Here is a 22,699-nt window from a genome sequence, read left to right as displayed (position 1 = left end):
TTCGATCTCGTTATGTCATTTCACGGTTTAGGGTGTAGTGAAGAAAGGGTCACATACGAAAATCCCGCACCGCATTAAATTGCAGATAAAATGACTATTAGATGCTGCTTTTACAGTGAATAACTGGAAAGTGTCGTTAAAAGCTATAGCAATGCTTAGCGTAATGCGCCAGTTTTTACGGCAAAATCAGACAGATAGAAGGGGGGATAAAACCTGCTTAACCCGCATGAAATAAGGCATCATCTGACAATAAAAAAAATTCATCGAATTGAGTGACATTGTCACTTTTCAGGCGCACACAGAGGAAACTCATCTGATGGAAAATCAGCTAGCCTTGAGAGAAAAAAGGGAGACGTATGACTGAAACTGCAGAATTGAACACGGAACATCGCCACTGGATCCTTATCGCCTGCATGCTAGCCATGTTTATGGCTGCGATTGAAGTCACCATTGTGGCGACCGCGATGCCAACCATCATTGCTGAACTCGGTGGGTTTTCGCAGTTTGGCTGGGTTTTCTCGATCTATTTGCTGACGCAGGCGGTGAGCGTACCACTGTATGGACGGCTCGCTGATATGTGGGGCCGCAAACGGCTCTTCTTCATTGGCGTCTCGCTGTTCCTGATGGGTTCGATATTGTGCGGGTTTGCGCACACCATGACGTGGTTAATACTGTTCCGCGCCTTTCAGGGGCTGGGGGCAGGCGCGATTATGCCGCTCACCAGCACCATTGTGGCTGACATCTATTCTCCGCGTGAACGAGCCAATGTGCAGGGCTGGCTCTCCAGCGTTTGGGGTGTCGCGGCTATCATTGGGCCACTGAGCGGAGCCTGGCTGGTACAGCACTTTAACTGGTCGGTGATTTTCTGGGTGAACGTGCCGATTGGCCTGTTTTCCATGCTGCTGTTAGCGCGTTTTTTACCGGCGCGTGAACATCACAAAGGGGCAACCCTGAATCTTACCGGCAGCTGCTGGCTGATGATCTGCGTCACCGCGTTATTGGTTGCGCTATTGCAGGCGGATGCCCTTGGCTATTGGCTGCTGGCTTTCTTATTATTAGCGCTTCTGGCGGGCTGGCAATTAAAGCAGCACGAGCAACGTGCTGAGGCGCCGCTGTTTCCTCTCGCCATCTGGCGTAGCCGTCTCATTCTGGCAGGCAATGCCGGTAATTTGATCATTGGCGCCACCATGATGGGCATCAGCGCTTTTCTGCCAACGTGGATTCAGGGTATTACTGGCGGTACACCGCTGCAGGCGGGGAGTGCGCTGGCGATGATGTCGATTGGCTGGCCGTTAGCCAGCACGCTGAGTGGTCGTTTGATGTTAGTCACGTCCTATCGCTTTACCGCGCAGCTGGGAGCCTTGTTATTGATTGCGGGCAGCGCGCTGCTACTGCTGTTGCGAGCCGACAGTTCGATTATGCAAGCCGGGCTGACTGCCTTTGTCATTGGCACGGGTATGGGCATGACCAGCACCACCTTCCTGGTGTCGGTGCAAAACCATGCGCACTACGACATTCGTGGCATTTGCACTGCGTCAATTATGTTTAGTCGAATGCTGGGTTCGGCGATTGGTACTGCGCTGATGGGGGCGGTACTGAACTTCAATCTTGCTCAGCGTCTGCCGCAGGCCCACGATCCGATGCAGCAAATCATGTCACATGAAAGCCGTCAGTCACTGTCCGAAGCGACGTTGCATCAGTGGACAGATCAGATCGCCGCTTCGCTGCACTGGGTATTTGTGGTGGCGTTAGCCATTGCGATGTTGACGTTGTGGATTGCGTGGTTAATGCCGCGCCAGCGGCCTGAAGCGGAATGAAAAAGGGCGGCCATCAGCCGCCCATTCAGTGTTACTGCGCAGGGGCATCCTGTGAACTGCCTGCGCTGGCCGGGACATCACTTTCGCTGTCGCGGCCGTTTTTCTTATACACGATTTTCTGGCTGTCATTTTCGCAGTGACCCACCACCTGACCGCCCGCTTGATCGGCCTGATCGTTAGGCACAATATCCAGCGTGAAGTCTGATTCGGCCACGCCATTACTGACGATTTTCTTGCTGATATCTGCTTTGACACTTTCACAGGAAGCCTGTGCCAGCACCGGCAACACCAGCATTGCCATCAACATCACTGCATTACGCTTTTTCATCACACTCTCCTTGGTTCTGAATTCCCTTGAAAACTATAGCAGCAACAGCGAATTAAGGTGCGACCGTACGGCCGGTACGACGATCTAGGCAGCGCAAGGTGTTCGGTTCCCAGTACGCATTGACGTTATAGCTCTTCTCGCAGTTATCACGGGTGTCAAAAGCCTTATCGGTTTTATCGAACTCTTTCTCCACGCGCGTATTCACTTTGTTGCGCAGATTTTTGGTGTCGTTCCACTGCTCTTTGCTTTGACGCGCGGCTTCGTTGCTGGAAGCACTGTTGCCATTCTCAATGATCAGGCGGTCAGTTTGGGCCGATGCCAGCGGTGCAGTCAGCAGCGCGCCGCAGGTTAACGTCACAGTCAGCAGGAGAGAAAACAGGTTTTTCATTGTGATTTCCTTTAGTTAACACCAGCACAGCCAGAAACCCGGCTGTTACAACCATGAGGGCTAGTATATCATCGCTGCAACTTTGCTCACCAGCGGTGAGCCTTTTGTTTAGGCGAGAGAGAGATTTTCTATGCTGGTGAAAACCACTTTGCTGTTTTTTTTGACTGCAATTGCCGAAATTGTCGGCTGTTTCCTGCCGTGGCTGTGGCTGAAGAAGGGAATGAGCGCGTGGCTATTACTTCCTGCAGCGATAAGTCTGGCGCTGTTTGTCTGGCTACTGACCCTCCATCCGGCGGCAAGTGGCCGGGTATACGCGGCTTACGGTGGTGTTTATGTTGTGACGGCGCTGATTTGGCTGCGCGTGGTGGATGGCGTCAAACTGAGTACGTGGGATTGGGTTGGCGCGTTGGTGGCGTTTAGCGGTATGTTGATTATTGTTGCCGGTTGGGGCCGGGCGTAAGTGAAGGGCGCAACCTGTGCGCCCATGGCAACAATCAGCCTTTATGCACTTTCAGACCTGCAAGCGTCTGGGAGACCGGCATGATTTCCAGCGTATTGATATTGACGTGTTTAGGCAGTGTCGTGACCCAATATACCGCCTCAGTGACATCTTCCGCTGTCAGCGCGGTGGTGCCTTCGTAAACGGCATCTGCACGCCCATCGTCGCCTTTGAAGCGCACATTAGAAAACTCGGTGCCGCCCACTAAGCCCGGCTCGATATCGGTGACGCGCAGCGCGGTGCCGTGTAAATCGGTACGCAGATTAAGGCTGAACTGGCGCACAAACGCTTTGGTCGCGCCATAAACATTGCCGCCCTGATAAGGCCAGCTGCCAGCGATGGAGCCGATGTTAACGATGTGACCGACATTGCGCTCCACCATGGCGGGCAGCACGGCACGCGTCATGTACACCAAACCTTTGTTGTTGGTGTCGATCATGTTTTCCCAATCTTCAATATTGGCTTTATGCGCGGGCTCGATCCCTAATGCCAGACCGGCGTTATTCACCAGCACGTCGATATCACGCCACTCTGCGGGCAGCGCAGCGATAGCTTCATCAATAGCGGCGCGATTACGCACATCCAACTGAATGGTGTAAAGGTTGGCACCCAACTCATCTTTCAGCTCTTTCAGACGCTCTGCGCGACGTCCGCTGGCAATCACTTTATGACCATTAGCGATGAAGCGACGGGTGATGCTTTCACCAAAACCGGCGGTGGCGCCAGTGACAAAAATAATCATCTCACTGTTCCTTAAACAATTGTACGTCAATGTTAACCAATTGATTTTAAATTTAAAAAACCAACAATGAAACTCTACGAGTTATGGGCGGGGGAAGCATGATCATTTTGCGAGTGCCCGGTTGAGCAAATTTACCCGGCAGCACTCAGCTCTCCAATCCATAAACCGTATACATCATAAACCATCTATGCAGGCTCATGGTCTTTGTGCGTTGCGATAAATGTGGGATTAGCCACCGTGGAGGGCATTTAACATGCACAACAATCTGGCTTTGCGGAGGGAGGAGGCACGGGCGCAGCGCTGTGTTACGTGGGTCAATTCATGCTAACAGGTTGCCTGATTTGGTTGAATTAAGGCATGCAGCTGCTTTTATTACTTGCTGAGTCTGACGTGTGCGATCTGGCTGGCGGTGAGAGGTATTCAATTCATCACCGGATTAAGTCTGTTGTTTCCACGTCATGAAGGAAAGCAAGCCTGGCATCGAAGTTTATCACCCCGACACCAGGTGCCTGTTTGGCTCAGTGAATCAGAAGGAACGCCAGTTATCCTCCGAGGAGGTGCCCGCTGTTACCAGCGCTGCGCGCGATTTTAGCGGGGAGAGAACCGGCTTTTTGACGAAACTTTCAGATCTCGGTGTCATGGCATCATTGCTATCCATCAATTTAAACGTGCTGACCAGTTCTGCCATCACTGCAGCCTGCTCTGACATGGACAGGGCGGCACTGGCGGACTCTTCAACCAACGCTGCATTCTGCTGCGTGGTTGTGTCAATTTGTCCCATTGCGATATTGATTTGACCGATACCCTCACTCTGTTCGCGGCTGGCATGGGCGATTTCTTCAATCAACTGCGTCATGTTGTGGATATCAGACACAATGCTGGTCATACCCTGATCGGCTTTGACGACCAGTTCTCTGCCTGAAGTCACGCGTGAAACCGTGTCATCAATCAGTGTCTTGATCTCGCGCGCAGCACCTGCGCTTCGCTGAGCCAGACTGCGGACTTCGCTGGCGACCACCGCGAAGCCTCGGCCTGATTCTCCGGCGCGCGCAGCCTCAACAGCGGCATTCAGTGCCAGAATGTTGGTCTGGAATGCAATGCCATCAATCACCTTGATGATTTCGGACATCTTCTGCGAATCGTTCGAAATCTCCTGTATCCGTGAGGATACAGCGTTCATCACGGTGCCGTTATCTCTGACCGCCGTGGCTACGCCGCTGACAAACTGGCGTGCCTGCTCGGTATTATTGGCGGTATTGCTCAGCGTTGAAGTCAGCTCTTCTAACGTAGCTGCCGTTTCTTCCAGGCTCGATGCTTGCTCCTCGGTGCGTGAGGCCAGGTCATTATTACCGCCACTGATTTCACTGGAGGCAAGCGCGATGTTGTTTGCACCTTCACGCACGCGAAGCAGCACGCCCGAGAGTTTTTCAACAAAACGGTTGAACGCCGCTGATATCTGCGCCAGCTCATCTCCGCCACGCACATCCAGGCGACGCGTCAGGTCACCTTCCCCTGAAGCCACGTCTTCCAGGGCGTCACGTAAAATGGCGAGGCGACGCAACTGCTGGTTGAATACCAGCCCGGCAATCAGCGCGGTAATAATCAGACTCACCAGAGTAATGAGGATGCTTTCACGCTGTAATGTCGTCAGTGATGCCGTCACTTCATTACGATCAACGGCGATCACCAGTGACCATGGCGTCCCTTTAACGGGAGACGCGTAAACAAACTGCTGTTCGCCACCGATGGTCAATTCGGCATGACCGCCATTGCTGGCCAGATTATGGATAGTGTTGATATCGAGTGAAGGTGATAACTCGGTCACTGGCTTGAGAATCAGATCTGCTTGCGGCGCGGCAATCAGTTTACCGCTGCTGTCGACCAGGAAGGCAAAACTCTTCTCAAGTGGATGGATGGCACTCACCGTATTGGAGACGGTATCGAGGTGCAAATCACTGCCTATTACACCCAATGTTTTACCGTTATCCACAATCGGCTGAGCAAAGGTAATGGTCAGCTTGCCCGTTGAGGCATCGACATACGGATCCAGTAACACCGGATGGCCGGCTTTGACGGTTTCCAGATACCACGGACGTTGGCTGCCATCATAGGTTGCTGGCATAGGGTGCACGAACACATGGGAATGCGGCTCAGGATAGACGATGTAGGCATCATCAAACTCGCCTGCTTCGATCGCAGCACGGAGAAAAGGAACAGCATCGTCGTGACGGCCAAACGCTGTTTTGATCGATCCGGTGATACGTTGTTTTTCTGCTGCCCAGCCAGCCAGTTCGGCGGCATGAATCCGCGAAAGCTGGCCAATCCGCTCATCAATGCTCTCAAGTGTCTTGCCACGCACCGTGGTGTAAGTAAAAGTGGCAAGTGCGATAAGGGATACTGCCGTAATAACCACGCTGATAGCGATTAAACGCGAGCGTAATGTTTTTAACATGATTGACCTTCCACCCAACTGGATCACATTTGAGGTTTATTTTTCCAGAATGCGTCCTGCGTCACTGAAAATTCCGAATACGTATCTGTTATCGGTAACCCAGCATAAAACTGTAGTGAGAAGGATGAGATGACACGGAATGGCAGCAGCCAATTTCAGGGTAATTTTAAAGCTATTCAATATTTGCCCCGCGAGGAAATCTTCTGCACGGAAAGCGTGCAACACCGCACCGCAATGGCGCATAAAAACCAATGCTATGGCTATATCTCATCAAATATTTCTGTTCGATAGGGAACAAAATCACTCCGCAATCGGTTGCTAATGTGAGCAAACGGTTGCGCATTCGATTGCGATTAAGAAACGGTTTCGGCGCTACAAAAAAATGAACAACACATTGAAAATTAACAATATTATTTAATTTTCGCGTTGGCATAGCGTTTGCACTACACCTTTAAGGCAACTCATTGCAATTTTACTTATCAAGGAACCGTTATGCCTTACGCCTCTGAAACGCTACTGCGCGCCAGCTTTTTTGATTTCACCGCACTGGCTTCTCAGCCCGATGATATCGCTGCGCATGCGCGCTACCTCGAAGACGGCTTGCTGACATTGCGCGAGGGTAAGGTGGTGTCGCTTGAAAGTTGGGAGATCGCAGAAGGGCGCGTTGATGCCGCCACGGTCATCGATCTGCGTGGCAAGCTGATCGTGCCGGGCTTTGTTGATACCCATATTCACTATCCGCAAACCGAGATGATTGGCGCATTCGGCGAACAGCTGCTGGAGTGGCTGAACCAATATACTTTTCCGGTCGAGAGTCAGTATCACTGTCCGGATCACGCAGCACAGATGTCGGCTTTCTTCCTGCAACAATTGCTGTCTAACGGCACCACCACGGCGTTGGTGTTTGGCACGGTGCACAAACAATCGGTCGATGCGCTGTTTCATGCCGCGCAACTGCTGGATATGCGTCTGATTGCCGGAAAGGTGATGATGGACCGCAACGCACCAGAGTATCTGACAGAAACGCCGGAAGAGAGCTATCAGGATTCACGTGAACTGATTGAACGCTGGCACCAGCGTGGTCGTCTGAGCTATGCCTTGACGCCACGTTTCGCGCCGACCTCCTCGCCAGAACTGCTGGAAAAAGTCCGTCAGCTGCGCGAAGCGTTCCCGGATACCTGGTTGCATACGCATCTGAGTGAAAATCAGCAGGAAATCGCCTGGGTCAAATCGCTGTTCCCGGCGCGGGATGGTTACCTCGACGTTTATCATCATCATCAGCTCACCGGCAAACGCAGCGTTTTTGCTCACTGTCTGCATCTGGAAGAGAACGAGTGGCAATGCCTGCACGACACGGATTCCTCTATTGCCTTTTGTCCTACGTCGAACCTGTTCCTCGGCAGTGGCCTGTTTAATATTAAACGCTGCTGGCAGCAGGGTGTGCGCATGGGCATCGGAACGGATGTGGGCGCCGGCACCACCTTCAATATGCTGCAAACGCTAGGGGAAGCCTACAAAGTTGGGCAGTTACAGCAGTACAAGCTCAGCGCCTGCGAAGCCTTTTACCACGCGACCCTGGGTGGTGCGCATGCGCTTGATATCGACGACAAAATTGGCAATTTCAATCCCGGTAAAGAAGCGGATTTCGTGGTGATCGATCCCGCGGTTTCACCGCTGCAAAAACTGCGTAGCGCCAACAGCAAAGATATCTGGGAACGCTTATTTGTGATGATGACGCTGGGAGACGATCGCAACATTGCGCAAACCTGGGTCAGCGGTAAACCGGTGTGGCAGCGCGATCGTGAGGAGGTCACTGCATGATCCAGTTCCTACTGAATAATCGGCTGGTCACCGAAACGGCCTTAGACCCGAATCTGACCGTGCTTAACTACCTGCGCAGCCATCAACAGCGGCGGGGAACCAAAGAGGGCTGCGCATCAGGTGACTGCGGCGCCTGTACAGTAACGCTGGGAAAAGTGGTGGCGGGGCGAATGCAGTATCAAGCCATCAACAGTTGCCTGACGTTGGTGAGTAGCTTACAAGGCAAACAGCTGATCACCGTTGAAGATCTGAAGCAGGGCCGTGAACTGCATAGCGTGCAGCAGGCAATGGTGGATTGTCACGGCTCACAGTGTGGCTACTGTACGCCTGGCTTTGTCATGTCGCTGTTCACTTTGCAGAAAAATACTCAGGGCTGGAACCAGCCACAGGCCGAACAAGCGCTGGCTGGCAATTTATGCCGCTGTACGGGGTATCGGCCGATTATGGCCGCCGCACAGCAAGCCTGCGAGCAACACGCTGCAGACAACTTTACGGCCGATGAAACCGCACTGGTGAAGCGCTTACAGGCGCTGAATCATCGGGAAGTACAAATTCTCGAAGCCAACGGCAGCCGTTGTTTCGTCCCTAAAACCCTGGCGCAGCTTGCAGCACTGTATCAGCAGTATCCTGAAGCGCGACTGTTGGCAGGCGGTACTGATCTCACCTTGCAAATTACCCAGCAGTATCGACGTCTACCGCTGTTAATTGCGCTGGAGCAGGTTGAGGAATTAAGCGTCTGTTCTGAAGATGATCGAGAGATTCATCTGGGTGCCGCTACGCCGCTTCATCATTGTTATCACTTCCTGGCGGCGAAAATTCCTGCCTTCAGTGACATGCTGGAACGCTTTGCGTCATTGCAGATCCGTAATCAGGGTACGCTCGGCGGCAATATCGGCAATGCCTCACCCATCGGAGATTGTGCGCCCATGCTGCTGGCACTCAATGCGCGCCTGGTGTTGCAGCAGGGGGAGAGTCTACGTGAAGTGCCGCTGGACCAGTTCTTCATTGGCTACAGGCAAACCGTGATGCAGCCGGGAGAGTTTATTCGTTCGATAGTGATACCAAAAGTGACGGTGTCACCTGATTTCGTGGCATGGAAAGTGGCTAAGCGTCTGGATGATGACATTTCGGCGGTGTTTATCGCCATCAACATTCAGCTCAAGGATGGCGTGGTAGAGCAGGCGCGGCTGGCGTTTGGCGGGATGGCAGCAACGCCGAAACGGGCAATCGCAGCCGAGGCTGCCCTGACTGGTCAGCCACTGACCCCCGCTACCATCGAGCAAGCCTGCGCGGCGCTCAGCCAGGATTTCCAGCCGCTCAGCGATTTCCGCGCCAGCGCCGACTACCGCTTACAGGTTGCACGCAATTTGCTACGTCGTTATTACGCACATACCTGTGGCGAACTGACCATTACCGAGGTGGCGCGCTATGTCTCATAACCGACCTGCATTAAGCGAAACGTTGTTAAAAAGCCAGTTTGCCAGCGACATGAAAACCGGCGTGGGCCGCAGTCAGAAGCATGAAAGCGCCGATAAACACGTTACGGGCGAGGCAATCTACATTGATGACAGGCCGGATCTGCCTGGCCTGCTGCATCTCTGCCCACGTCTTAGTGATCATGCACATGCGCGTATCACGCATATCGATGTGCAGCCTTGCTATGCCGTCCCCGGCGTGGTGAGCGTACTGACCTGGCGCGATGTACCCGGCCTGAATGATGTCGGCCCGCTGGAGCCGGGCGATCCCTTACTGGCTCAGGATAGCGTGGAGTATCTCGGGCAAATTGTGATTGCGGTGGCCGCGGATTCACCCGAAGCCGCGCGCGCCGGTGCCGCCGCGGCCATCATTGAATATCAGCCGTTACCGGCGATTCTGGATGTGCGAGAAGCACTGGAGCAGCGTCACTTTGTGCAGCAACCGCACGTTCATCAACGGGGTGATGCTGATGCAGCACTGGCGCGTGCGCCGCATCGCATTCAGGGGGAATTCCATATTGGCGGCCAGGAGCATTTCTATCTGGAAACCCAGACCGCGTTAGTGATCCCAGGCGAAGACGACAGCCTGCAGGTTTTCTCTTCGACGCAAAACCCGACGGAAGTGCAGAAGCTGGTGGCCGAGGTAATGGACATCACCATGAACAAAGTCACCATTGATATGCGCCGGATGGGCGGCGGGTTTGGCGGTAAAGAGACGCAGGCTGCGGGTGTGGCCTGCCTGTGTGCGATTGCCGCGCGCCAGACACGGCGTCCGGTAAAAATGCGTCTGGCGCGACGCGATGATATGCGTATCACCGGTAAGCGCCATCCCTTTTTTGTGCGTTACGATGTGGGCTTTGATGATGAGGGTCGATTCTGTGGTGTCAAAATCGATTTGGCGGGAAACTGCGGCTATTCCCTCGATCTGAGCGGATCGATCGTCGATCGTGCGATGTTTCACGCAGACAATGCCTACTATCTGGGTGATACACTGATCACCGGCTATCGCTGCCGCACGCACACGGCGTCTAATACTGCCTATCGCGGTTTTGGCGGGCCTCAGGGCATGGTGGCGATTGAGCAGATCATGGACCATATCGCCCGCGAGCGCGGGTTGGACCCGCTCGAACTGCGTAAGCGCAACTATTACGGCAAGCAGGATCGCAACATCACCCATTACCATCAGCAGGTGGAAGATAATCTGCTGATGGAGATAACGGAACAGCTTGAAGCCAGCAGCGATTACGCGACACGCCGTGCGGACATCACAGCGTTTAACGCCAGTCATCGTTTTATGAAACGCGGGTTGGCCTTAACGCCGGTGAAATTTGGTATCTCATTTACCTCCAGCTTTCTTAATCAGGCCGGTGCCTTAATTTTGATCTACACCGATGGCACGGTGCAGCTCAACCACGGCGGCACCGAAATGGGCCAGGGATTGAATACCAAGGTGGCGCAGATTGTCGCGGAAGTGCTGCAAATCGATATCAGCCAGATTCAGGTCACGGCAACCGATACCGGTAAAGTCCCTAATACTTCACCGACGGCGGCCTCCAGCGGCGCCGATCTCAACGGCAAAGCCGCGCAAAACGCCGCGCAGATATTGCGCGATCGCATGACAGAGATGCTCTGTCAGCAGCACCAATGCCTGGCCGACGCCGTCTCCTTCAGCAATGGGATTGTGCGCGTGGGCGAGCAGCACTTTACCTTTGCCCAGGTGGCGCAACAGGCGTGGCTGAATCAGGTGCCCTTATCCGCCACCGGTTTTTACAAAGTGCCCGGCATCCATTACGACCGCAACGCTGGGCGTGGCAAACCCTTCTATTACTTCGCTTATGGCGCAGCGTGCTGTGAAGTGCTGATGGATACCTTAACCGGCGAATACCGTTTGCTGCGTGCGGATATCCTGCATGACGTCGGTGCTTCGCTCAATCCGGCACTGGATATCGGGCAAGTAGAGGGCGGTTTCGTGCAGGGCATGGGCTGGTTAACCTGCGAAGAGCTGGTGTGGAACGATCAGGGCAAGCTGCTGACAGACGGCCCGGCAAGTTACAAAATTCCCGCCATCAGCGATGTCCCCCATGATTTGCGCGTCACGCTGGTTGAAAATCGCAAAAATCCTCAGGACACGGTGTTCCACTCGAAAGCCGTGGGTGAACCGCCGTTCATGCTGGGCATTGCGGTCTGGTGTGCATTACAGGACGCGGTTGCCAGCGTGGATAACTATCGCCGCCATCCGCAGCTGGATGCCCCCGCCACGCCCGAGCGCGTTTTCTGGGGCGTGCAGCGCCTCTCAGGAGCGGATGATGATTTATCATGACTGGATCGCTGTATTGCACAGTTTGCGAGAGAAACGTGAGAGCTGCGTTTTAGTCACCGTGCTGACCCAACGCGGCTCTGTACCGCGCGATCGCGGCAGTAAAATGGTGGTCAGCGCCAGCGAAACTTATCTCACTATCGGCGGCGGCCATCTGGAATATCAGTGCATTGCGCTGGCGCGCGACATGCTGGAGCAGCGTTGTCAGCAGCCGCGCAGTGAAGAGTTTGCCCTGGCCGCGCGGCTCGGCCAGTGCTGCGGCGGGCATGCCACGCTGCTGTTTGAACCGCTGATGCAGCAGCAGCCTGAAATCCAGCTGTATGGCGCGGGCCATGTCGGGCAGGCGCTGGTTAACTTGCTGGCAACGTTACCCTGTCACATAACCTGGATCGATAGCCGCGCCGCCCAGTTTCGCCATGTGCCACCGGGCGTCACCGTGCGTCAGGTGGAAGACCCGATCGATTGCGTCAAAGAGGCCGCACCGGACAGCTATTTCATTGTGATGACCCACGACCATCCGCTCGATTTGGCCCTAAGTGAAGCCATTTTGCGGCGCGGTGATTTTCGCTATGCCGGCGTTATTGGTTCTGCGACCAAAGCGCAGCGCTTTCGCTATCGGCTGGAAGGCAAAGGGATCGCGGCGGATGCACTGGCGCGGCTGCGCTGCCCGCTCGGCCTGCCGGATGTCAAAGGCAAACTGCCAGCCGAAATTGCCGTGGCGGTGGCGGGCGAAATCATCTCTGTGTATCAGCACCAGCAGAGCGGTTGTTGAGTGACGTTGAAACTGCCAGGATAGAAGCATCCCGCCGCACTGGTTGCGGCGTTGCTGATTATCAGGAGCGATAATGACTTCACGAGCCAATCCGTTTTTCACCGTCAGTGCATTGCCCTATCAAACTCCGCCTTTTGACCTGATTGAGGAAGCCGATTTTCTCCCGGCTCTCGAAGCGGGTATCGAAGAAAAACGTCAGGAAATTGCCGCCATCGCCAATAATCCTGAACCGGCCACTTTTGCCAACACCTATGAAGCCCTGGAGCGCAGCGGGCAGTTGCTGAACCGCGTTAATCTGGTGTTTGGGGCCATGACGTCGGCGAACACCAGTGAGGTGTTGCAGGAAGTGGAAGAACTGATCACCCCTAAACTCACCGCGCTGAGTGATGAGATCCATCTGAACAGCCAGCTGTTTGCCCGTCTCGACAACGTGTACCAGCATCGCGGTTCTGCCTGCCCGGATGCAGAGTCGATGCGTCTGGTGGAAGTCACCTGGCAGCACTTCCAGCTGGCCGGTGCCAGTCTGAGCGATGCGGATAAAGCTCAGCTGCGTGCCTGTAATCAGGAACTCGCCACGCTGAGTACCCGTTTTGGCAACAAGCTACTGGCGGCGACCAAAGCGGGCGCGTATACGGTGAGCAGTGTGGCGGCGCTGGCAGGATTGAGTGAAGAAGAGTTAGCCCATGCTAAAGCCGCAGCGGAAGCGCGTGGATTACACGGCGAATGGCTGCTGCCGTTACAAAACACCACGCAACAGCCCGCCTTGCAATCGCTGGAAGTGCGTGCCACGCGTGAAGCCTTATTCAATCAGGCACTGACGCGCAGCGAACAGGGCGATGAAAACGATACGCGTGCGATTGTGTTACGCATGGCGCAGCTGCGCGCAGAACAGGCGAAACTGCTGGGTTTCAATACTTACGCGGAGTGGAGTATGCAGGATCAGATGGCGAAAACGCCGGATGCTGCTTTTGCGTTTATGCGTAATATCGTCCCGGCGGCGCGGGCCCGCGCCGAGCGAGAAGCCGCGGACATCCAGCAGATCATTGAGCAGCAGCACCACAATTTCCCGCTGCGCGCCTGGGACTGGAATTTCTATGCTGAACAAGTGAGAAAAGCCAAATACGCCCTGGATGAGAGCCAAATCCGTCCGTACTTTGAACTGAATAACGTACTGGAAAAGGGCGTTTTCTGGTCCGCCAGCCAGCTGTTTGGTATTCGCTTCGCGCAGCGTCACGATCTGCCGGTGTATCATCCGGACGTCAACGTTTATGAAATCTTCGATGCTGACGATACGCCACTGGCGTTGTTCTATACCGACTTCTACAAGCGTGATAACAAAAGCGGCGGCGCCTGGATGAGCAACTTCGTTGATCAGACAACGCTGCTTGGCACCAAACCGGTGATTTACAACGTCTGCAATTACACCAAACCGCAGGCTGGGCAACCGGCGTTGCTCAGCTGGGATGAGGTGATCACACTGTTCCACGAATTCGGCCATGCGCTGCACGGACTGTTTGCGACTCAACGTTATCCAAGCCTGTCTGGCACCGCTACGCCACGCGATTTCGTCGAGTTCCCTTCGCAGATTAACGAGCACTGGGCCAGCGATGAAAAAGTGTTCGCCAACTATGCCCGTCATTATCAGAGTGGCGATGCGATGCCCGTAGAACTGCGCGAGAAGATGGTGCGCGCAGCTAAGTTCAACAAGGGCTACGACATGACCGAACTGCTGGCGGCGGCGTTACTGGATCTGCAATGGCATTCGCTGACCACGCAGGACAATCCGCAGGATGTCAGTCACTTTGAACTACAGGCGCTGGCAGCAGAGCAGATCGCGTTAGCGACCGTACCACCGCGTTATCGCTCCACTTATTTCCGCCATATCTGGGGCGGAGGGTATGCGGCCGGTTATTACGCGTATATCTGGACGCAGATGTTAGCCGATGATGGCTATCAGGCCTTTGTTGAACGTGGCGGGTTGAGTCGCGAGAATGGCCAGCAGTTCCGCGATCATATTCTTTCACGCGGTAACAGCAGCGATCTGCAACATCTGTGGCTGGCATGGCGTGGAAAAGCACCGGAGATTGGTCCGATGCTGAAGAATCGCGGTCTAGAAGAGGCGTGATAAGCAGGGCGCACGGCGTGAAGTGAACCCCGAAAGTTGGACACCGTTCCAACGAGTATGGGGTTATTCCAGGCGGTGCGCCCAAGCTTTAACCCAACGGGCCACCTTCAATGGTGTCACACATCCCGGCCAGCACCCGCTCGCCGGTTTCGTTTTTCAAATCGGCATACCACGCGGCGGTCACTTCCGCATCTTTCGCATGTGTTACATCGCAGCGTTTGCGTGCTTTCAGCACCAAATCTTTGGTGCGTTCCACGCGGCGCGCCTCGTAGCGCTGCAATCCATCTTCGATACCCAGCGAATGCGAGGCCAGCGTCTGCGCCAGCACCACCGCATCTTCCATCGCGGCACAGCCGCCCTGGCCGATATCCGGCGTGGTGCTGTGGGCGGCATCGCCGAGCAAGGCCACACGACCTTTGACGAAACGGCTAAAGGGTTCAATGTCGTGAATTTCAACCCGATTGGTGGTGTCGGGATTGATACTGTCGATTAGACGCTGCACCGGATCGGCCCAGCCGCTGAAGTAATTCTTCAGATCCTGCCGCAGAGTGGAACGATCTTCGGCTAAGCCCTTGGGCAAAGGCACGTCGAAGAAGAAGTAAAAGCGATTGCCGCTCACCGGCATCAAGGAGACGCGCTTGCCCTCGCCAACAAACGTTGTCCACTGATCGGCTGGGGCGATGCTTTCATCGACGGTGACCAAACCGTTCCAGTTAACGTAGCCGGCGTAGCGTCGTTCGACATGTTCTCCCAACACATAGTGGCGGATCACGGAATGCGTACCGTCAGCGGCGACAAGGAAATCGCCTTCAGCCAGGCTGCCATCATCAAACCATGCAGTCACGCCCGTGGCGCTTTGCTCGACCTGCGTCACGCGTTTACCAAACTGAATACGCGAGCGACCATAGGTATCAATCAACATCGCCTGCAACTCGGCGCGCGCCACTGGATAAGGGTATTCTCCCACCTGCTGCACCAGGGGTGACAGGCTAAAGCGGGTCAGGGTGCTGCCAGTGTGCGCGTCGTTATAGGCCATAAACGCCATATTGCCGCCCAGAGCCTGCAGTTGCTGTTTCATGCCGAGCGCGTTCAGGCATTTTACGCCGTTGGGCCAGATAGAGATGGCCGCGCCGACCGGCTTCATCTCTTTAACCGCTTCGAATACGGCGGTCTCGAATCCCGCTTTCTCCAGCGCAATCGCCGCGCTCATGCCACCAATACCCGCTCCAATCACAATCGCTTTCATCACTGTCTCCTTTGTCTACCTGATGTCTCCTGCAACTTTCGTACCATTAAGTTTTCTTCGCGTGGTTATTGTGTATTTCATTGATTTAAATGAATTATATCTGACCCATCAAAGTTTATGCTGCACCGTTATCGCGCAACAATTTGCACGACAATAGGGCGCCAAAAGCCGAAGGTGAATCGAATGTTGCAATATGGCGTTTGGCAGAGGAGACGCCATACTATGTAGAACCTTTTCGCGAGGAGCGTCATATGAAGTGGATAATAGTGTTGGTCATGCTGTTCAGTGCCGGTGCGATAGCGCAAACCCAATGGCAACCGGATAAGAAAGTGCCGGTGGCGCAGTTGACGCCGGTCGCCGCCAAATGCGACCTCTCGTCATGTCAGCAAAATTGCTACATCCAGCAGTCGCAATGCAAAAATGACAACGGCGGTGGCTGTGGATCGCTCGCACAAATTTGCGTGCAAAACTGTTCGAACGAGTGCCGATAAATGAAATAAATCTGTCATAACAGGGTGCTAGCGTGTTTCCCCGGCAAGGTAATATTCTGATAACAGGGGAAAATAATGAAAACCCGCTATACACTGATTGCAACGGTTTTACTGCTCGCTCAACAAGCTCATGCGGCAACGCTGCCGCAGGCAGCGGCACTGGCCGCGCAAACGTCAACCGGTTCAACCCCAGGCTATACGCAGCTGGAACAGCAGTCGCTACAGGCTCAGCGCGCCTGGCTGCAAGGTGACAGTGCGACACTGAAACGTGAGCAACTGGAAAAAGCCAAACAGACCAGCACGCAGGCAGACAAAGCGTGGCTCAAAAGCAGCGGTTACGATTTCAACGTCAAGCAAAATCAGCAGGCTGGCATCGCGCTGTTATCAGGTTTCAGCACATTGCCAGACAGTGTATTGACGGCTAACCGCGCCACCGTGACCGATATCAACCTGAATGCCACGCAGAACATGCGCCATCAGGCGTTACAGGATGCGGAGGCGATCAGCTCGCTCTATTTCCTGTCTGATGCGATGGGGCCGCGTCTCGGCAAAGCTTTCATCACGGCTTATGACAAAGGTGAAATCAATAAAGCTGCTGCGCTGATTAAAGCCAGTGAGGTCAGCACCAGCGCCGCTAAGAAACATTTCAACTACCCGCGCCCGTTCCTGCATGAAGGCAACACCATACATCTGGTACCGGATGATGTGGTGGTGAAAGACAATGTGCGATATACCGCGGACGGCGGATCGTTCCCCAGCGGGCACACTAATACCGGTTATACCGATGCGCTGCTGATGGCCGAAATGGTGCCAGAACGCTTTGAGGCGCTGGTGACACGCGGCGCGCGTTACGGTTATTCGCGTCTGGTGCTGGGCGTGCATTATCCGCTGGACGTGATGGGTTCACGCATGGTGGCAGAGCGCAACGTGGCGACCTACCTTAACGATGCACGCTATCAGGTGTTGTTCAAAGAGGCGCGCGATCAATTGCGTACCGCGTTAGAGAAAGAGTGCGGCACCTCACTGGCTGAATGCGCACGTTCGACCGGCAAGGACGATCCTTACCGCGCGCCGGATATGAAACAATTCTATCGTTTCACGATGAGCTACAATCTGCCCAAAGCCAATGTGAAAAATACGCCGGTTCAGATACCGCAGGGCGCAGAGATACTGCTGAAAACGGCGCTGCCGCACCTGTCTGACGCGCAGATTCGTCGCCTGATGGTGAAAACAGCCTTGCCAAACGGTTATCCGCTGTCGGGTAATGCTGAGCAATCCTTCTGGCAGCGCGTCGATCTCACCGCCGCGTACGTCATGGCGAAGTGATCCAGACGCGGGCACTGACGTCGTCAATACGTCGGTGCCCGCAACTGACGGATTTGGGTTCTTGTTACGGTGATCAAACGCGAAGCGCGTAGAGAGGGTTAACGCGATGTCTGCAGCAACAGCGGAATAGTCAGAACAAACCGCGCATTATCTTCTCAGACTACCGTATTCGGTATGAAGATCCCCAGTGCATAGCCACGGCCCGGGAGCTAATCGACGATAAATAGCTTCGCACCGTGTGTTGTGGAGGAACGATGTGCTTCGGCATTATCGGCAACCTGATAACTCACGCCCGGCGTCAAAGTAAAAGTGCGGCCATCTTCCAGTTCGGTGATCATTTCGCCTTCCAGACACAGCAATATATGACCTTTGCTGCACCAGTGATCGGCGAGATAACCCGGTGAATACTCCACCATGCGCACACGAATATCGCCAAAACGCTGAGTGCGCCACAGCGCAAACCCGCTGTCGCCCGGATGTTTTTCGGTTTCGAGGGTGCTCCAGTCGGTAATGCCAAACGGTAATTGATTGATCTGCACGACGCTATCCCTATTGAATTCGACGAGAACACAACATTACCGCCTGGCATAAAAATAACCAGCTAATTCAACCGACTTCATGCCACATTTCGCTCATCGCCAGCTCCAGCCTTTTGAACACCCGATAACGTGCATCATGAAACGCAAAGCGTTCCGGGCGTGGCTGTAACTCGCCGGGATTAAGGAGTACTGCGTGCTGCGCCGCCGTGGCCAGATCGGGCCAGACACCCACGCCGACGCCCGCACAAAGCGCAGCACCCAGCGCGCCAGTCTCTTTGCACTCCGCCACGCGAATTGGAATCCCTAACACATCAGCAAACATTTGCGGCCAGATACAACTGCGCGCCGCGCCACCAGAGAGGATGGCGTGGGTAAACGGGATCCCTGCCGCGCGCAAGCGATCGATGTGCGCGCGATGGGCAAATATCACGCCTTCAAACAGCGCAAACAGCATATCCGCGCGCGTATGCCAGCCGCTCAATCCGTAAAACCCCGCTTTTGCGGGTTCAGATTTACGACCGGAATAGAGGTAAGGATGATAGAGCGGCAACTGCGGGTTGGGCTCAACATGGGCCACAGTATCACTGCTGTGCGCCGCGCCGCTGCCAGCGCGGCCATCATCGAACTCACGCAGGAACCAGTCGAGATTGGCGGCCGAGGTGGCGCTGGCTTCAATCGCCATAAAGCGATCATTTTCAATAATTGAATTCATAAACACGGGCCGCTGGTAATCCGGTTTATCGACCACCACCTGATTGATGCTCCAGGTGCCTGCGACGATAGAAGCCTCTCCGGTTTTCACCACGCCAGAACCAATGGCGCTGGCCACCACATCGAAAATGCCGGCCACCACCGGAATGCCTGACGGTAATCCGGTGAGTTGCGCGGCGAGCGCGGTCACGTGTCCGACCACCGCACAAGATTCGCGCAGAGGCGGCAGCAGGTTAAGCGCCTCTTCAATGCCATACAGCGCCATCAACTCGCGGCTGTAATTGCGCTGCCGATAATCGATTAATCCGGCCCCGGCGGCATCGGAAACCTCCGCGCTGATAGCCCCGCAGAGGAAATGGGCGATGACATCTTTAGCACACAACAAATGGCCGATCTGCGCCCAGCGATCGGGCTGATGCTGTTTAATCCAGCTTATCAGCACGGGCGTGGCAGCGGGCCAGGGCGTCTGCAGCGAAAGTTGATAGATGGCTTTATCGGCGCCGCTGGCTTCCAGGTCCTGCACGGTTTCCATGGCGCGATGGTCGATGGATTGAATGCCGAACAAGGGCTGTTGCTGCTTATCAAGTGCATACAGACCGTTACCGTGACCTGCCGCGCCCACGGCAATCACCTCATTCGCCGCGCTGCCCGCCTGTTGCAGGCAGCGCGTGACAGCCACGCTGACCCCGTGCCAGATATCTTCTACCGGACGCTCCGCATAACCTTCCTGCGGCTGGTGGGTTTCTCCCGCACATTCGGCAACCGACAGCACGCGGCCACTGAGATCAAACAGTACCGCTTTGATCATGGTGTTTCCGGCATCTATACCGAGAAGTTGACTCATATCCGACTCCGATTCACAGACGAAGACGGCGCACCGCTTAAGCGCCGGTGCAGGTAAAACTCAACCCTGCTGATAAACGTCCAGGGCTTCCGCGCCGCTGGCGCCCTGGTGGATGATCGCCATCAGCGCTTTCACCACGCGAGACGGATTATCGTGTTGATACACGTTCCGGCCGTACACCATGCCGCTGGCACCTTGTGCCATTAACGCGGCGCTTTTCGCCAGTACCGGTGCCAGTTCACCTTTACCGCCTCCTCGCACCAGCGTAGGGCAGCGCGCCGCTTCCACGACGCGGTGAAAATCTTCTACATTTTCCGTTGGATCGGCTTTGATGATGTCAGCGCCAAGCTCTCGCGCCAACCGCACCAGCGGCACGATTTTCCCGACATCACCGAGTGAACCATAAGCCGCACCTTGTCCGGCGGGGGCCATCACCAGAGGCTCAATCATCAACGGCATGGCGTAACGATCGCACGCCTGACGCAGACGGCCGATATTCTCCACGCACATGCGGAAAATGCCGGGTTCATCAGGGATCAGATAGAGATTCACCACCACTGCAGCCGCATCCATCTGCAATGCAGCTAGGATGGGCTCATCAGGGTTGTGCAACACCGCCCACATCTCACGATGGCGTGCCACGTTGTAAGCGTTACCGACATCCGTGCGCATCACCAATGCTGGCTTACGGCCTGCGACCTGTTGTAACAGATCCGCCTGGCCGTAATTCACCTGAATCGCGTCCGGCTGTGCGGCAATCAGGTTTTTCATTACCCCCTCAATATTTTCCAGCCCAATCAGAAAATCAGGCTCGTTAGCAATGCCGTGGTCGATGGCCACATCAAGGCATTTGCCGTGTTGAAACAGACGATTCATGCGGACTTTATTGCTGACTAACATGGCGTGTTTCCTCCTGAAAAAGAGTGGGGTTAAGGCCGGTCAGACCGTGCTGACGCGCCAGGCTGGCGCAGCTGCTTTGTAAATGGTGTTGTCGTTGAGTGGCGTTCCAGCCGCGCAAGTCAGCCATCAGTTCAGCAATTTCTGCTACCAGTGCGGGGGTTAATTCGCCGCAAATCGCCAGCGAGGTGCGGCGCACCAGCAGGTCCTCAAGCTGCTGAACCTGCTCATGCTCAATGAGGTAACGGAGTTCCAGCGCGCTATAACCTGCATGATGCTGCAGCGGTTGTTCACCCTGTTGCTGGATCAGGTGCAGGATCGGCAGAGCACGACTGCCATAACGGCGGACTAACTGCGACACGCGGGGCAGTGGCAGGGAATACTGCTGTGCGAGCTGGGTAAGCCACGCGGTTTGCCCGGAAGGTGCTGGAAAATCGCGGCCGCCGCCAATCGGCAGATCGCCGCTCGATACCCGGCGTTTTTCTCCGATCAGACGCAAGACCCGGTCCGCTGCCTCTTCACCAAACTGACGGAAGGTAGTCCATTTACCACCGACCAGACAAAGCAGGCTGTAAGTATGTGCGGCAGCGGGAGGCAGCAGCACCAGCGAGTGATTGCGGGAGATTTGCCCGTTAACTTTGGCGTCGCTGGCCGGAAGTGGACGCACACCGCAGAAGGTGTACAGAATGGACGATTCCGGCACCACGACGTCAGGGAAAACAAAGCGCAGCGACTCAAGAATGTAGGCTTTTTCCTCTTCCTCACACACCACGCTATCCGGGTCGTCAACGCGAATATCCGTTGAACCCAGCAGCACCTTGCCAAACCAGGGAAACATGATGCAGACGCGACCTTCCTGGTTTTCGAAATAGACCATTTCCCCATCGAGCATCTGTAACAGTTCGGGGTGATCGATGATCAGATGCGAACCCTTGGTCCCGCCAATCAGTTTGGTGAAATGCCCAGAGGGCGCCAGGCGATGATTAAGCTGATCTATCCACGCGCCGCCGGCATTCACCAGTACATGCGGCTGCAGAGTAAAGTGCTCACCGCTGAGTGCATCCTGTAAGGTAACGGATTCGCCATCGGCACTCACCAGTTGCAGATAATTCAGTGCCAGTGCGTCCGGACAAGCACGCTCAGCATCCTCTATCAATTCATAACCCAGTCGTTCCGGTGCACTGATCCAGGCATCGTAGTAGCTGGCGCTGTATTTCACCCAGGGGGCGAACCCAGGCCAGCGGTCGCGCGTAGCCGCCTCGGCGCGTACCTGATGTTTCGGCATGGAGCCGTACTGTTTGGTGTAAACATCGTAAAGACTGAGGCCGGTTTTGATCAGCAGTGCACCACGCCGCGTGGGTTTATCGCTCAGACGCAGAAAGCGCCGCGTGGCATTGATGAGCCCACCCCCCAGATTATCGATCGGGACGGTGGTGCGCAGCGGAAAAACATAGTGCGCGGCATTTTTCAGCAGCCGGTCGCGCTCAATCACCGACTCTTTAACCAGCGCAAACTCGCCGGTTTCGAGATAGCGCAGTCCGCCGTGGATCATGCGCGATAAGGCACCGCTGGCCGCCTGACACCAGTCGCCTTTTTCTACCAGAATCGCTGGAATACCTTGTAATGCCAGCTCGCGAAAAGTACTGATGCCGTTAATGCCGCCACCAATAATGAGCACCGGTGTCGACGTGCGTTGTCGTAAAGCGCTGAGTCGCTGCTCGCGTGTTGCATTATTCTCCATGGATTGCTCCCCGGCTCGCGGCCATTTCGAGTACACCTGCTGTGGTAGATGTGGCTGATCACGCTTGAATAAGAAAGAGTGTCACCTTTCCATACCCGTAGCGGTAAAGCGTATTGTGAGATTTAAATCGTTGACGTAAAAAGGAGTTATCGTTAATGGGATTTTCAA

18 protein-coding genes are annotated in these 22,699 nt (G+C 55.0%); 9 read left to right on the top strand and 9 right to left on the bottom strand.

Annotated features, from left to right (window positions below):
• Positions 1-356 precede the first annotated feature (356 nt).
• Entirely contained in the window at positions 357-1,817 is a 1,461-nt protein-coding gene (locus IAE30_RS09005) for an MDR family MFS transporter (RefSeq protein WP_200538654.1), read from the top strand.
• Between the two features lie 31 nt (positions 1,818-1,848).
• On the opposite strand, the gene IAE30_RS09000 is transcribed toward IAE30_RS09005, so the two are convergent.
• Together IAE30_RS09000 and IAE30_RS08995 are read right to left on the bottom strand one after the other, a co-directional pair.
• On the bottom strand, positions 1,849-2,145 hold the full coding sequence (locus IAE30_RS09000) for a DUF1161 domain-containing protein (RefSeq protein WP_038646911.1): 297 nt from the start codon (positions 2,143-2,145) through the stop codon (positions 1,849-1,851).
• A gap of 52 nt (positions 2,146-2,197) precedes the next feature.
• On the bottom strand, positions 2,198-2,533 hold the full coding sequence (locus tag IAE30_RS08995; RefSeq protein ID WP_200538655.1) for a DUF1283 family protein: 336 nt from the start codon (positions 2,531-2,533) through the stop codon (positions 2,198-2,200).
• Positions 2,534-2,663: 130 nt separating this feature from the next.
• On the opposite strand from IAE30_RS08995, the gene IAE30_RS08990 reads away from it, so the two are divergent.
• On the top strand, positions 2,664-2,993 hold the full coding sequence (locus IAE30_RS08990; RefSeq protein WP_081946728.1) for a YnfA family protein: 330 nt from the start codon (positions 2,664-2,666) through the stop codon (positions 2,991-2,993).
• 34 nt (positions 2,994-3,027) lie between these two features.
• On the opposite strand, the gene ydfG is transcribed toward IAE30_RS08990, so the two are convergent.
• A complete protein-coding gene (gene ydfG, locus IAE30_RS08985) occupies positions 3,028-3,774 on the bottom strand; it encodes a bifunctional NADP-dependent 3-hydroxy acid dehydrogenase/3-hydroxypropionate dehydrogenase YdfG (RefSeq protein WP_200679314.1) in 747 nt (248 codons plus the stop codon).
• A gap of 526 nt (positions 3,775-4,300) precedes the next feature.
• Complete coding sequence (locus IAE30_RS08980; RefSeq protein ID WP_234472709.1) at positions 4,301-6,226, bottom strand: methyl-accepting chemotaxis protein; 1,926 nt, start codon at positions 6,224-6,226, stop codon at positions 4,301-4,303.
• Positions 6,227-6,718: 492 nt separating this feature from the next.
• On the opposite strand from IAE30_RS08980, the gene guaD reads away from it, so the two are divergent.
• From guaD to dcp, 5 genes are all read left to right on the top strand, one after another.
• Positions 6,719-8,047 (top strand): guanine deaminase, encoded by a 1,329-nt coding sequence (gene guaD, locus IAE30_RS08975; protein WP_200679312.1) that lies wholly within the window; start codon positions 6,719-6,721, stop codon positions 8,045-8,047.
• On the top strand, positions 8,044-9,486 hold the full coding sequence (xdhA, locus tag IAE30_RS08970; RefSeq protein ID WP_200538657.1) for a xanthine dehydrogenase small subunit: 1,443 nt from the start codon (positions 8,044-8,046) through the stop codon (positions 9,484-9,486). The genes guaD and xdhA overlap by 4 nt, the downstream gene beginning before the upstream one ends.
• Complete coding sequence (gene xdhB, locus IAE30_RS08965; RefSeq protein ID WP_200538658.1) at positions 9,476-11,842, top strand: xanthine dehydrogenase molybdopterin binding subunit; 2,367 nt, start codon at positions 9,476-9,478, stop codon at positions 11,840-11,842. The genes xdhA and xdhB overlap by 11 nt, the downstream gene beginning before the upstream one ends.
• Complete coding sequence (gene xdhC, locus IAE30_RS08960) at positions 11,829-12,611, top strand: xanthine dehydrogenase accessory protein XdhC (protein ID WP_038646928.1); 783 nt, start codon at positions 11,829-11,831, stop codon at positions 12,609-12,611. The genes xdhB and xdhC overlap by 14 nt, the downstream gene beginning before the upstream one ends.
• Positions 12,612-12,684: 73 nt before the next feature.
• Positions 12,685-14,736 (top strand): peptidyl-dipeptidase Dcp, encoded by a 2,052-nt coding sequence (gene dcp, locus IAE30_RS08955; RefSeq protein WP_200538659.1) that lies wholly within the window; start codon positions 12,685-12,687, stop codon positions 14,734-14,736.
• A gap of 88 nt (positions 14,737-14,824) precedes the next feature.
• Here the strand turns inward: dcp and hpxO are convergent, their stop codons facing one another.
• A complete protein-coding gene (gene hpxO, locus IAE30_RS08950) occupies positions 14,825-15,982 on the bottom strand; it encodes an FAD-dependent urate hydroxylase HpxO (protein ID WP_200679310.1) in 1,158 nt (385 codons plus the stop codon).
• A gap of 251 nt (positions 15,983-16,233) precedes the next feature.
• Between hpxO and IAE30_RS08945 the strand changes: the two genes are divergently transcribed.
• The gene (locus IAE30_RS08945; RefSeq protein ID WP_200538660.1) at positions 16,234-16,473 is read left to right on the top strand and encodes a hypothetical protein; all 240 of its coding nucleotides are present in this window, start codon (positions 16,234-16,236) and stop codon (positions 16,471-16,473) included.
• Positions 16,474-16,548: 75 nt separating this feature from the next.
• The gene (locus tag IAE30_RS08940; RefSeq protein ID WP_200679302.1) at positions 16,549-17,799 is read left to right on the top strand and encodes a phosphatase PAP2 family protein; all 1,251 of its coding nucleotides are present in this window, start codon (positions 16,549-16,551) and stop codon (positions 17,797-17,799) included.
• A gap of 209 nt (positions 17,800-18,008) precedes the next feature.
• Here the strand turns inward: IAE30_RS08940 and IAE30_RS08935 are convergent, their stop codons facing one another.
• From IAE30_RS08935 to IAE30_RS08920, 4 genes are all read right to left on the bottom strand, one after another.
• Positions 18,009-18,338: a DHCW motif cupin fold protein gene (locus IAE30_RS08935; RefSeq protein WP_045833384.1), complete on the bottom strand. Its 330-nt coding sequence runs from the start codon at positions 18,336-18,338 to the stop codon at positions 18,009-18,011.
• Between the two features lie 67 nt (positions 18,339-18,405).
• A complete protein-coding gene (locus tag IAE30_RS08930) occupies positions 18,406-19,893 on the bottom strand; it encodes an FGGY-family carbohydrate kinase (RefSeq protein ID WP_200679300.1) in 1,488 nt (495 codons plus the stop codon).
• 60 nt (positions 19,894-19,953) lie between these two features.
• Complete coding sequence (locus IAE30_RS08925; protein WP_200679299.1) at positions 19,954-20,793, bottom strand: class I fructose-bisphosphate aldolase; 840 nt, start codon at positions 20,791-20,793, stop codon at positions 19,954-19,956.
• Complete coding sequence (locus tag IAE30_RS08920) at positions 20,777-22,531, bottom strand: glycerol-3-phosphate dehydrogenase/oxidase (RefSeq protein WP_200679297.1); 1,755 nt, start codon at positions 22,529-22,531, stop codon at positions 20,777-20,779. Before IAE30_RS08920 ends, IAE30_RS08925 begins: the two co-directional genes overlap by 17 nt.
• Between the last annotated feature and the right edge of the window lie 168 nt (positions 22,532-22,699).

Origin of the sequence: Pantoea sp. S61, assembly GCF_016625145.1 — a bacterium.
Lineage (GTDB): Bacteria > Pseudomonadota > Gammaproteobacteria > Enterobacterales > Enterobacteriaceae > Pantoea > Pantoea rwandensis_B.
The sequence above is the reverse complement of the archived record's forward strand: the minus strand, read 5'-3'. Positions and strand labels throughout refer to the sequence as shown.

Coding starts and splice junctions, on each gene's coding strand:
- IAE30_RS09005 (WP_200538654.1), top strand. CDS start 357: ATGACTGAAACTGCAGAATTGAACACGGAACATCGCCACTGGATCCTT.
- IAE30_RS09000 (WP_038646911.1), bottom strand. CDS start 2,145: ATGAAAAAGCGTAATGCAGTGATGTTGATGGCAATGCTGGTGTTGCCG.
- IAE30_RS08995 (WP_200538655.1), bottom strand. CDS start 2,533: ATGAAAAACCTGTTTTCTCTCCTGCTGACTGTGACGTTAACCTGCGGC.
- IAE30_RS08990 (WP_081946728.1), top strand. CDS start 2,664: ATGCTGGTGAAAACCACTTTGCTGTTTTTTTTGACTGCAATTGCCGAA.
- ydfG (WP_200679314.1), bottom strand. CDS start 3,774: ATGATTATTTTTGTCACTGGCGCCACCGCCGGTTTTGGTGAAAGCATC.
- IAE30_RS08980 (WP_234472709.1), bottom strand. CDS start 6,226: ATGTTAAAAACATTACGCTCGCGTTTAATCGCTATCAGCGTGGTTATT.
- guaD (WP_200679312.1), top strand. CDS start 6,719: ATGCCTTACGCCTCTGAAACGCTACTGCGCGCCAGCTTTTTTGATTTC.
- xdhA (WP_200538657.1), top strand. CDS start 8,044: ATGATCCAGTTCCTACTGAATAATCGGCTGGTCACCGAAACGGCCTTA.
- xdhB (WP_200538658.1), top strand. CDS start 9,476: ATGTCTCATAACCGACCTGCATTAAGCGAAACGTTGTTAAAAAGCCAG.
- xdhC (WP_038646928.1), top strand. CDS start 11,829: ATGATTTATCATGACTGGATCGCTGTATTGCACAGTTTGCGAGAGAAA.
- dcp (WP_200538659.1), top strand. CDS start 12,685: ATGACTTCACGAGCCAATCCGTTTTTCACCGTCAGTGCATTGCCCTAT.
- hpxO (WP_200679310.1), bottom strand. CDS start 15,982: ATGAAAGCGATTGTGATTGGAGCGGGTATTGGTGGCATGAGCGCGGCG.
- IAE30_RS08945 (WP_200538660.1), top strand. CDS start 16,234: ATGAAGTGGATAATAGTGTTGGTCATGCTGTTCAGTGCCGGTGCGATA.
- IAE30_RS08940 (WP_200679302.1), top strand. CDS start 16,549: ATGAAAACCCGCTATACACTGATTGCAACGGTTTTACTGCTCGCTCAA.
- IAE30_RS08930 (WP_200679300.1), bottom strand. CDS start 19,893: ATGAGTCAACTTCTCGGTATAGATGCCGGAAACACCATGATCAAAGCG.
- IAE30_RS08925 (WP_200679299.1), bottom strand. CDS start 20,793: ATGTTAGTCAGCAATAAAGTCCGCATGAATCGTCTGTTTCAACACGGC.
- IAE30_RS08920 (WP_200679297.1), bottom strand. CDS start 22,531: ATGGAGAATAATGCAACACGCGAGCAGCGACTCAGCGCTTTACGACAA.